A 7042-nucleotide genomic window follows, 5' to 3' on the forward strand; every position below is an offset into this window, starting at 1 on the left:
CCGGCATGTTGAGTCTTGGCGGGCCGCCAAGGGAGCGGGCGGGGCTGTCGTCGTGGCTTAGGGAAGTCGGGAATGTCGCGGTCTGGTTCAGCATGAGCCATCTCGCGTCCGCCGACGATGCTGGAAGCGAGCAAAATGGCGACCAGCTTGCCGAAATGAACCGGATCGCCGACGAGTTTCCCGGCTTCGACGTCTGCTTCGCTAATTCCGGCGGGATCTTTCTCGGCAATGCCTTTCACGGTGTGCTCGCCCGTTCCGGAATTGCGCTTTACGGTGGCGCCCCGACTGCAGGTGTTGCAAACCCGATGGAGGCGGTCGTTCACCTGGATGTCGCGGTGGTGCAGATCCAGGCGGTCCAGGCCGGTGCTCGTATCGGCTATAGTGGTGCTCATGTCGCGGAGGGCGAAATGCGCCTTGCGACGCTTGCGGCGGGTTATGCCGACGGGCTGCTGCGCAGCCTGAGCGGTCGTGGAGCGGTTTACTACGATGGCGTACGCCTTCCGATTGTCGGCCGAGTTTCGATGGACAGCATGACAATTGACATATCTGCCCTGCCGGAAGGCACGCTAACCCTCGGCAGCTTCGTTGAAGTGCTCGGCCCTCATCAGACGTTGGAAGACCTTGCCCGCGACGCCGGCACAATCTCCTACGAAATCTTGACCGGCCTCGGTCAGCGCTATCATCGGCGGTATCGCTGAACATTTATTTTCGCGTAAGGATACACATGAAAGTCATCGTTCTCGGCGCCGGCATCATCGGCGTGACGTCCGCCTACCAACTTGCCAAGTCCGGACACGAGGTTATCGTTGTCGACCGCCAAGAGGGGCCGGCATTTGAAACGAGCTTTGCCAATGCCGGCGAAGTCTCCTTCGGCTATTGCTCGCCGTGGGCCGCACCCGGCATTCCGATGAAGGCAATCAAATGGCTGTTCATGCAATACGCGCCGTTGATCCTGCGCCCGAAGGTCGATGTCGCGATGCTCTGCTGGCTCGTCAGGATGTTGTCGAACTGCACATCCGAGCGGTATGCGATAAACAAGAGTCGTATGCTGCGGCTTGCAGATTACAGCCGGATTTCGCTCGCCGCGCTACGTGCCGAGACAGACATCGCCTATGATGAGCGCATGCAGGGGACACTGCAACTTTTCCGTACGCAGCAGCAGTTCGATGCCTCCGGCAAGGACGTCAAGGCTCTTGCCGCCGACGGCATTCCCTACGAGGTGCTGGACCGTGATGGGTGCATCCGTGCCGAACCGGCACTTGCTCATGTGCGCGACAAGATCGTTGGCGGTCTGCTGACGCCGAAGGATGAAACCGGCGACTGCTTCAAGTTTACCAATGCGCTCGCGAAGAAAGTCGAGGAACTCGGCGTGCGCTTCGCCTATGACACTCAGATCAAAGGGCTGGATGTGGCAGGCGGTCGGGTCCGCAGCGTCATCTGCGATCGAGAAATCCTTCGCGCCGATGCGGTCGTCGTGGCACTCGGCAGCTACTCTTCGCTGCTCCTGAAGCCGCTCGGCATCACACTGCCAGTTTATCCCGTGAAGGGCTATTCATTGACGATCCCAATCACCGACGCTTCGCGCGCGCCGGAATCGACCGTGATGGACGAGACTTACAAGATCGCCATCACCCGCCTTGGCGATCGCATCCGCGTTGGCGGCATGGCAGAGATCTCCGGATATACCAATGATCTCGGGCAGGCGCGCCGCCGCACGCTCGAACATTCCGTCACCGACCTCTTCCCCGGGGGCGAGGTCTCAAATGCATCCTTCTGGTCAGGATTGCGTCCGATGACGCCGGACGGGACGCCCGTCATCGGTCCAACGAAGATCACGGGCCTGTTTCTCAACACAGGGCATGGGACGTTAGGCTGGACGATGAGCTCTGGCTCGGCGCGCGTGATCGCCGATCTTGTCAGCGGTCGCAAACCTGAGATCGACGCGACCGATCTCGCGATCAGCCGATACTCCGGATAAGGATCCGGCATCGGCCGCGCCACCGCCAAGCGCCTAACCGACGAGGGTGCTCGCTTGGTCTTGACCGGGCACAATCCAGAACAGATTGCCGAAACGATGCTGCTCACGGCCGTCATCTTGAAAATGACGCTACCGATCCCGCCGCCGCCGAGTTCGGCACTGCCGTGCGCGATTAGGTATGGCGCGTCGACGGCGCCTTTCTCATGCCGGCATCGGGTGCATGGCGACGCTGAACGAAGCGAATGCCGATCAGTTCGACCTCCGAACTGCGGTGAATTTCCGTGGACACTCCTCCAGACCAAAGTCTTGGCACCCTTGATCAGGGATGGCGGAGCCCTGCTTTGGTCGATTCTGCGACGGTCGCCGGCGCCGACATGCTCATCTACAGCGGCTGCAAAGGCCGCCGTGCGACAGGCGGTGCGCTCGAACCCCGACCGCAACGGCCGGCGCATTCAATGAAGGTTCGCAGCGCCGATCACGCTTCCTTGTTGACTGGCGCTGGGGCAGCAGCGCGAAATCTTTATTAACTTCCTTCTCAAGCCAGCGTTCAGATGACATGAATTGTAACGCTCAAGCAGCAGGTGCGGCCGGCTCGAACGGTGGTGCCCGTTCCCGGATTGCATTTTGGCTACCTCATAGAATTGGACGCTGTAGCCGCCGTGGGCCGAGTTACTCTTGCAAGTGCCCACAGACGGACGCGCGCGCGACCGAACCTAAGACACCTACCGCCGCGAAAATTAGGGCATCAAGTCGATCGATGAGCGATATCTATCCAAAACCAAGCAGGCGGCCGTCGTCTTGAACGATCTGGGATGGTTCTCCTCTTGGTCTAGGTGCCGCGACCGACCCGATACTCATGCCTTCAGGTTGTCGCCGATCTGAAATGCAGAACAGTGCCTGAATAGAATGGAAAAGACGGTAGGGTGGCTTAGTCTCCAGCCAATGGACGGCTTCGCGAACGTCACGTAGTCAGATTCGAATCCACCGAAATCCGCAAGGGTGCGCAGTTCCGGGGCCGAGGCTCCGTCCGAGGCGTGATGCGACATTCAAACAGTAAATCTGCGGACCAGATCACGGCTCACGGCTTTTTAAATGGGTTTTCGGTGGTGCCCAGAGCCGGAATCGAACCAGCGACACGCGGATTTTCAATCCGCTGCTCTACCAACTGAGCTATCTGGGCATCCGTGCTTCGCAGAACATTCTTCGTTGAAAGAAGTGCGGGGCCTTGGTTCGCCCCGGAAGCGAGCGGGGTTATAGCATCTTGTCCGGCCATGGCAAGCAGCAAATGACAGTTTTTTGCCAACCGGGGACATTTTGCGGATTCACGAGCAAATTGAAGGGGTTCGCTGTGGATTATCGCTAGTTTTCGTCGTCGTAGTCCCTGCTCTTCTCGTCTTCGGCAACCGGAATGGCATAGGCGCCGTTCAGCCAGCGGGAGAGGTCGGCCTCGCGGCACCGGTTCGAACAGAAAGGATAGTGATCGCGGTGCGAGGGCTTGGCGCATTCCGGGCAAGGGCGCGTCTTGCGCAGCGGTTCGACCTTGGCGACGGTTTTTTTCTCTTCGGGCACGGTGATCTTCCTCCGGGCTCAGCCTTCAGGCCACCGGCTATGCACGTCGAAGCCTTCGCCGGTCAGCAGCAGGATTGTTTCATAAAGCGGCAGGCCGACGACATTTGTGTAGGAGCCCACCATTTTCTGCACGAAGCTGCCGGCCAGCCCCTGGATGCCATAGGCACCCGCCTTGCCGCGCCACTGGCCAGAGGCAAGATAGTTCTCGATCTCGAAACCGGAAAGGCGTTTGAAGCGCACTTTCGTCTCGGCGATCTTCTGGCGGATCTTGCGGTCGGGCGTCACCAGGCAGACGCCGGTATAGACCCAGTGGCTGCGGCCGGAAAGCAGATGCAGCGAGGCGGAAGCCTCGTCTGCGAACTCGGCCTTGCCGAGAATGCGGCGACCGACGGCAACCACAGTGTCGGCAGCAAGGATATAGCTGCCCTTCCAGGCCATGTCGCTCTTGATCGCGGCAAGGGCCGCTTCGGCCTTTTCCGTCGAAAGGCGCCGGGCAAGCGAACGGGGATGCTCGGATTTCCTCGGCGTCTCGTCGATATCCATCGGCATTAGGCGCGAGGGCTCGATGCCTGCCTGGTTGAGCAGGTCGACACGGCGCGGCGAGCCGGAAGCCAGAATGAGCTTGTATGTGAGCGCCATGGACCCTCGACCGGAAACGGAAGCCCTTGAAGCTTCCGGGCCAAGCCTATTTGAAACGATAGGTGATGCGGCCCTTCGTGAGATCGTAAGGCGTCATTTCCACAAGAACCTTGTCGCCGGCGAGAACGCGGATGCGGTTCTTGCGCATGCGGCCCGCCGTATGGGCGATGATTTCGTGCTCGTTTTCGAGCTTCACCCGAAAGGTCGCGTTCGGCAGAAGTTCGGTCACAATACCCGGGAATTCGAGGACTTCTTCTTTAGGCATATAAAGGTTTTCTTCCTGTCGGTTGAGATGACGGCATTGGCCGCCTTAAAATTTTCGCGGAAACTACACAATCAGGGGTCATTTGTGAACCTTGTTGATCGGGCTTTCTTCCTTTTGTTTCACGCCGATTGCGCGGCGATGCCATTTCTCCTGACGAGCCGTGTTTCGATGAGCGTCTCGAGGTGATCACGCACCTCACGGTAAGCGTCCAGAATCTGCTCGCGGGTCCCGGTTGTGACCGTCGGATCCATCGTCGGCCAATAGATCACGTCGACGGCGCTCGACCGCGTCAGTTCCAGTGCGGCGTGATGGGCCTGCGGCGAGAGCGTGATGATCAGATCGAAGTAGTCATCCTCGAGCTCGTCAAGCGTCTGCGGCTGGCGACGCCCGAGCGAAAGGCCGATTTCATCGAGCACGACATCGACAAAGGGGTCGCGCTCGCCGGCGCGAACGCCTGCGGAACGTATATAGGTATTCCTGGGCAGGATGCTACGGGCGATCACTTCGGCGATCGGCGAGCGGATGGCGTTCAGCCCGCACATGAAGAGAATCGCGCCGGGCGCCTTTCCTTCTGCCGTGGTCGGAGCCGGCGCCATCGCCGTCATCCGCGCCAGTAGAGCACGCAGACGAGCGTGAAGATGCGGCGCGCCGTGTCGAAATCGACCTCGATCTTCCCGGCAAGCCGATCCTTCAATGTCTGCGAGCCCTCGTTGTGGATGCCGCGCCGTCCCATATCGATCGCCTCGATGCGGCTTGGCGAGGCAGAGCGGATCGCCTCGTAATAGCTTTCGCAGATCATGAAATAGTCTTTCACGAGCCGGCGGAAGGGGGTCAGTGACAGGATATGGGTCGCAACATCCCGCCCGGCTTCCGTGGTGATCGCAAAGACGAGCTTGGAATCGACCAGCGAAATCTTCAGCCGGTAGGGTCCACCGCTGTGGCCGACTGGCTCGAAGCTGTTTTCCTCGATGAGGTCGAAGATCGCGACGGCGCGCTCGTGCTCGACATCAGGCGTCGAACGGCCGATCGTATCGTCAAGGACGATATCTGAGAGCCGGAAGTCGCCCTTCGCCATGCCTCACCTTTCGAGATTGAGACGGATCGCGACTGATCGCGCATGGGCGTCGAGGCCTTCGCAGACCGCGAGGGCAATCGCCGCCGGACCGAGATCGCGAAGCTGCTGCGGGCCGAGCCGGAGGATCGAGGTGCGCTTGACGAAGTCGAGCAAGGAAAGGCCGGAGGAGAAGCGGGCAGAGCGCGCTGTCGGCAGGACATGGTTCGAGCCGCCGACATAATCGCCGATCACTTCCGGCGTATGGGCGCCGATGAAGATCGCGCCGGCATTGCGTATTCCGTCGAGCAGCGCATCCGGATCGGCAACCGCGAGCTCCAGATGCTCGGCGGCGATGCGGTTGGCAAGCGGTATCGCATCCTTCAGGTCCTTCACCAGGATGACCGCACCGAAATCCCGCCAGCTGCGGGCGGCGGTTTCCGCACGGTTTAAAGTCTTCAGCTGCCGCTCGACGGCGACTTCCACGGCCTTGCCGAATTCGGCGTTATCAGTGACCAGGATCGCCTGGGCACTTGCATCATGTTCGGCCTGGGCCAGAAGGTCGGCGGCGATCCAGTCCGGGTTGTTATCCTTGTCTGCGATCACCAGCACTTCCGACGGGCCGGCGATCATGTCGATGCCGACCGTGCCGAAGACCTGGCGCTTGGCGGCGGCAACATAGGCGTTGCCCGGGCCGGTGATCTTTGCGACCGGCGCGATCGTCTCCGTCCCGTAGGCAAGCGCGGCAATAGCCTGCGCACCGCTGACACGGTAGATTTCCGATACACCGGCAAGCTTGGCCGCAGCAAGTACGGCCGGATTGACCTCACCGCCCGTTGCCGGCACCGCAATGACGATGCGCTCGACGCCTGCGACCTTTGCCGGCACGGCATTCATGAGCACCGAGCTCGGATAGCTTGCCGTGCCGCCCGGCACGTAGAGACCGACCGCCTCGATCGCCGTCCAGCGCGAGCCGAGCCCGACGCCCATGGCGTCCTCGTAGATATCGTCCTTCGGCAGCTGGCGGCGATGATGGGATTCGATACGGACGGCCGCAACCTTCAGCGCGCCGAGCACTTCGGAAGGCACTGCTTCCACCGCGGCATCGATTTCCGCTTCGCTCACGCGCATCGGCACATCGGCAAAATCGATGCCGTCGAATTTCTTGCAATATTCGGCGAGCGCTTCATCACCGCGGGCGCGCACGTCGTCGATGATCGTGCGCACGGCCGCGTTCACGTCTTCTGAAACCTCACGCTTGGTTGTCAGAAACGCGGCGAAGCGCTGCTCGAAACCGTCCGATGTCTGATCCAGCCAGATTGCCAACGCAGATATTCCTTCTCAATTCGACACGGGGACGTCTTCACGCACCGGGGTGGCGGGGCTTGGAGGCGGTTTCCCATGCCCCACCGATATCCGCAAGCTGCACTTCGATGCATTCGACGTCGAGGACGATCTCGGCTGCGCCGGCAAGCGTCAGCTCGACCGTGCCATCCGGCCCCTCCCCCTTCTGTTCGAAGCCGACGGACAGCAGGGACAG

9 protein-coding genes and 1 tRNA gene are annotated in these 7042 nt (G+C 60.8%); 2 read left to right on the forward strand and 8 right to left on the reverse strand.

The genetic code is table 11. The features are described from left to right. Together C9413_RS25005 and C9413_RS25010 are read left to right on the forward strand one after the other, a co-directional pair. A partial coding sequence (locus C9413_RS25005) for an alanine racemase C-terminal domain-containing protein (RefSeq protein WP_170251044.1) occupies positions 1-698 on the forward strand: 698 nt, incomplete at its 5' end. Positions 699-724: 26 nt separating this feature from the next. Next, a complete protein-coding gene (locus C9413_RS25010) occupies positions 725-1978 on the forward strand; it encodes a D-amino acid dehydrogenase (protein WP_039843900.1) in 1254 nt (417 codons plus the stop codon). A 1104-nt stretch (positions 1979-3082) separates the two neighbouring features. Here C9413_RS25010 and C9413_RS25015 read toward each other — a convergent pair. From C9413_RS25015 to C9413_RS25050, 8 genes are all read right to left on the reverse strand, one after another. After that, a tRNA-Phe gene (locus C9413_RS25015) sits at positions 3083-3158 on the reverse strand. A 179-nt stretch (positions 3159-3337) separates the two neighbouring features. Then, on the reverse strand, positions 3338-3547 hold the full coding sequence (gene yacG / locus C9413_RS25020) for a DNA gyrase inhibitor YacG (RefSeq protein WP_039843897.1): 210 nt from the start codon (positions 3545-3547) through the stop codon (positions 3338-3340). Between the two features lie 18 nt (positions 3548-3565). After that, complete coding sequence (locus C9413_RS25025) at positions 3566-4186, reverse strand: Maf-like protein (protein ID WP_022718246.1); 621 nt, start codon at positions 4184-4186, stop codon at positions 3566-3568. Between the two features lie 46 nt (positions 4187-4232). Then, entirely contained in the window at positions 4233-4451 is a 219-nt protein-coding gene (gene infA / locus C9413_RS25030) for a translation initiation factor IF-1 (protein WP_003545338.1), read from the reverse strand. Positions 4452-4570: 119 nt separating this feature from the next. Then, complete coding sequence (locus C9413_RS25035; protein WP_039843896.1) at positions 4571-5047, reverse strand: low molecular weight phosphatase family protein; 477 nt, start codon at positions 5045-5047, stop codon at positions 4571-4573. Positions 5048-5052: 5 nt separating this feature from the next. Then, positions 5053-5526: a UPF0262 family protein gene (locus C9413_RS25040; protein WP_039843895.1), complete on the reverse strand. Its 474-nt coding sequence runs from the start codon at positions 5524-5526 to the stop codon at positions 5053-5055. Between the two features lie 3 nt (positions 5527-5529). After that, entirely contained in the window at positions 5530-6828 is a 1299-nt protein-coding gene (hisD, locus tag C9413_RS25045; RefSeq protein ID WP_170251045.1) for a histidinol dehydrogenase, read from the reverse strand. Positions 6829-6865: 37 nt separating this feature from the next. Beyond that, positions 6866-7042, reverse strand: a 177-nt coding sequence (locus tag C9413_RS25050; RefSeq protein WP_170251046.1) for a DUF2948 family protein, incomplete at its 5' end; no start/stop codon positions are given.

The organism is Rhizobium sp. SEMIA 4085 (assembly GCF_013004495.1).
Lineage (GTDB): Bacteria > Pseudomonadota > Alphaproteobacteria > Rhizobiales > Rhizobiaceae > Rhizobium > Rhizobium gallicum.